The 3,073-nt window shown below is 36.7% G+C and carries 4 protein-coding genes and 1 pseudogene; 4 read left to right on the top strand and 1 reads right to left on the bottom strand.

Features of this window, described 5'->3' with window-relative positions:
• On the top strand, positions 1-197 hold a 197-nt coding region (locus FTV41_RS15110), incomplete at its 5' end, for a hypothetical protein (protein WP_218945202.1).
• Positions 198-350: 153 nt separating this feature from the next.
• On the opposite strand, the gene FTV41_RS14110 is transcribed toward FTV41_RS15110, so the two are convergent.
• On the bottom strand, positions 351-1,049 hold the full coding sequence (locus FTV41_RS14110; protein ID WP_179991637.1) for a hypothetical protein: 699 nt from the start codon (positions 1,047-1,049) through the stop codon (positions 351-353).
• 90 nt (positions 1,050-1,139) lie between these two features.
• On the opposite strand from FTV41_RS14110, the gene FTV41_RS14105 reads away from it, so the two are divergent.
• The 3 genes and pseudogenes from FTV41_RS14105 to FTV41_RS14095 all read left to right on the top strand — a co-directional run.
• A complete protein-coding gene (locus FTV41_RS14105) occupies positions 1,140-1,493 on the top strand; it encodes a hypothetical protein (RefSeq protein ID WP_179996715.1) in 354 nt (117 codons plus the stop codon).
• Positions 1,493-2,620, top strand: coding sequence for a DUF2515 family protein (locus tag FTV41_RS14100; RefSeq protein WP_179995816.1), 1,128 nt, complete (start codon positions 1,493-1,495; stop codon positions 2,618-2,620). The genes FTV41_RS14105 and FTV41_RS14100 overlap by 1 nt, the downstream gene beginning before the upstream one ends.
• A pseudogene (locus FTV41_RS14095) lies at positions 2,604-3,073 on the top strand (hypothetical protein); the annotation flags it as partial. The gene FTV41_RS14100 and the pseudogene FTV41_RS14095, both read left to right, overlap by 17 nt.

Below are 3,073 nucleotides of genomic sequence, written 5' to 3'. Positions count from 1 at the left end.
AACTTCCTGTTCCTGATGAATCCATCATAGGAAATTGCAGCCAGGTCGTACAGGCGCAAAGGGCCGTAATTGACGTAAGCAAATGCGTACAAGACCGGCTAAAAACTGTCCCAGGTTTATCCGCAGGAAATGGGGATAATTTTAGATCCTGGGAAGTTGAGAACATTGGAAAAACCGAAAAATTGACTACTTTTTAAACAAAATTATTGGCAAGAACTATCAAAAACGCTCATAAAAAAGCCGACTTGTTTCAAAATCGGCATTTTGTACATTTTTTGGTTAGAGTAAAATTTTTAAGTTACTGATATTTAAATTAATATACAAGTGTACTTCGTATAATATCCATTATGTTAAATAGACTTAATATTCGATGAAATTTCTTTGAATTCTAGTGCTGTCTTTTGGGTGTTGGGAATATGGCCAAACACATATTCATCCTTCGTCTGAAAAAAGAAATCAAAGCTTTGACTCATCAGTGAATCGACTTGGCTTTGCTTTTGATAAATAGGAGCAATCCGGTTGATGTAGTAATTAATCCACTCAGATTGATGATTAAACGTACCGTAGTCTCTTAAATCAGCATAGAGAAGTTGTAGATCCGCTGAAATGGCTTCAACATTGGGATTAAACATCCATACCGTGATGTTCATCGGTTCAACAGCCATGATTGTGTAGGCTTGCTCCTCATCGAACCTTTCAACTTTATAAAGTTGAGCTCCGCTGTCACTATAACTAGAGCAAAGTAACTTGGTATTTTGTACTTGAAAATGATCAACACCGATTTCATGTTCTCTCACTTTCCGTGAAAGTTCTAGACAATAGGGCAAAGCTTTTAACTCTGATTGAGCTATTTGCTGAAATAAGGTTATGCAACGATTGAGCACATAGCTTTCACCTGTTCCCGTAATAATTCCCTTGTACCAAGGATGGATTTTTGACGTTAAGTTATCTATTAACTGCTTTGTTTCACCTTCTTTGAGTGTGACTTCTTTATTGTCTGCAGCAACAATGATGCTATCATTCAATTGAATGGCTATGATAAAAGTCATACTTTGGTGAAAAAAATTGAACTATTAGAGATTTATTTTAAGCTAAATATAAGATTAATTTTTAAATGATTAAAGAAGATAGGTAAACCTATGGCAGGTGGTTCTCAAGTCATCATTAATAAGAATGGAATTACATTCATTACGCCTGCAAAGTTTGAGGCTAAGGCAGGTCAGCACCTTTTTAAAAGCGGTACAGAAGTTGGTGTAAATATCAAAGGCTCGCAAACTTATGAGGCCTATAATGAGAAATTTCAAATGTTATTGCCCTCTGGTGAGCCCTTTAAAAATGCTGATTATAAAATTTCAAATGCATCCGATGAGTTTATGGCCATAGCAGATAATAAAGGCCGATCTAAACGAATAAATTCCTTACAAGAAGAAAGCTTAAAGCTCGATTTAAATTGGATGAAGCTAGAAGCTGAACCGAGTGAAGGAGATGATTAGTGGGTAATTTAGATTGGGAAAGTAATACAAATACAACAGAGAATAGCTGTAAAACAGCACAGTGTGATTGCTTAACTTTTTGGGAAGTACAACAACAAATAGCGATGATCCGTCTGTCTAACTTAAAAGATGCCAAAAAGAATCTCTATAAACTCGAACCAGGATATGAAGCAAGAGCCAGAAGAATTGCCTCAGTTTATGCCAAAATTTATCTTGAACAAGAAAATCATGGAAGTCAGCAATTAAAAGGCCGTTATTATTGGATGGGCTTAGGTGCATTTGCTTCAAAAACTGTTGCAGCAGTGTTTAAACATGGCTTAACGGCTTGGGGGTATAAATGGATTCCCATTATTTCCCCTTTTGTCTTGACGCCACTTGTTCGCAATCCAGTACACTCTTTTGCGAAAGGGAATTTATGGTTATTTATGGATATTGCACCTTGGCATTATGCTTGGAGTATGTCTTCGCAATCTTTTAATCAATGTCGAACTCAACGTGATGTATCTAAGTTCACCCATATTAAGGAAGAAGTGTTAAATATTCCTTGGTCGAGTTGTTTACCCATCATTAAGCATTTGCAGAGTACAACTGAAATTACTCAGGCTTTTGGGATGCTTCCCAAGATAGAAGGCATTTTTAAAAGAAAAGGAAAACCAAGGAGAGATAATTTTAAAGATGCACAAGACGATCTTATGAAACATTTACTGGCAATTGCAGTACAGGAACAACGTAATATTTTACAAGAATTGGTTTGGAAGGACTGGATGGTACAAGCACAGGCAACTTTACAAAGCTATACCAAACTTCCCGATAGTACTTTAGTCCTTTCTAGTGATTATAGTGTTGATGCTGTTAAGCCTAGACATGGGAAATATGAAGGACGTCATAAAGATGTACTCGACAAATTACCTGAATCTGTCTATAGCGAACCTTTAGCGCATACCAAAGTTCAAGATTATGATAGCCGTATGGAGTGGATTCAGAAGGCAGCAGAAAAATATCATACCTTAATGTTAAGTGACACAGGGCGATCATTTTTAGAGAAGGAACTCGCAATTATTGCAGGATGGGGCAATAGTAAAGCGGACTTTGTAGTTGGCAAGGACAGTAATGATGGAAAGATTTAAGCATTATTTTAATTCTATCTTAGTCTTCATCTTCGGTTTCCTTCTTTTAGGTTGCCAACCTAATGCAAAAAATACAGAGAATAGTGCAATGAATCAGCAACCTTATTTACTCCATTTTGGTCTACAGGGCTTTAAAGACTTTGCTCAATACAATCAGAGTGCCGTGGATAACCATCCTGTCGCTAGTTTTCGAGAATTAGATTTTTCACCACCGAACCTTGGTCAAATTAAGATTGAAAATGGCGCGAGTAGCTTAGCTATTGACCATGTTTTTTATGTATTAGGAACATCGTTTCATAAGGAAGATGGTATTGAGGTTATGACTGTTAATGCAGGCTTAAATAAAGAGGAGTTTGTACGTCCTGAGCAAGCCTATCAAGCGTATGCGAATTTAATGAAACGAGTAAATCAAGCGGGATGGAAACTTTATATTGCTCCCTATAACCCACGTAT

It is taken from the genome of Acinetobacter sp. YH16051, from assembly GCF_013417135.1.
In the GTDB taxonomy this organism is placed as follows: domain Bacteria; phylum Pseudomonadota; class Gammaproteobacteria; order Pseudomonadales; family Moraxellaceae; genus Acinetobacter; species Acinetobacter towneri.
The sequence above is the reverse complement of the archived record's forward strand: the minus strand, read 5'-3'. Positions and strand labels throughout refer to the sequence as shown.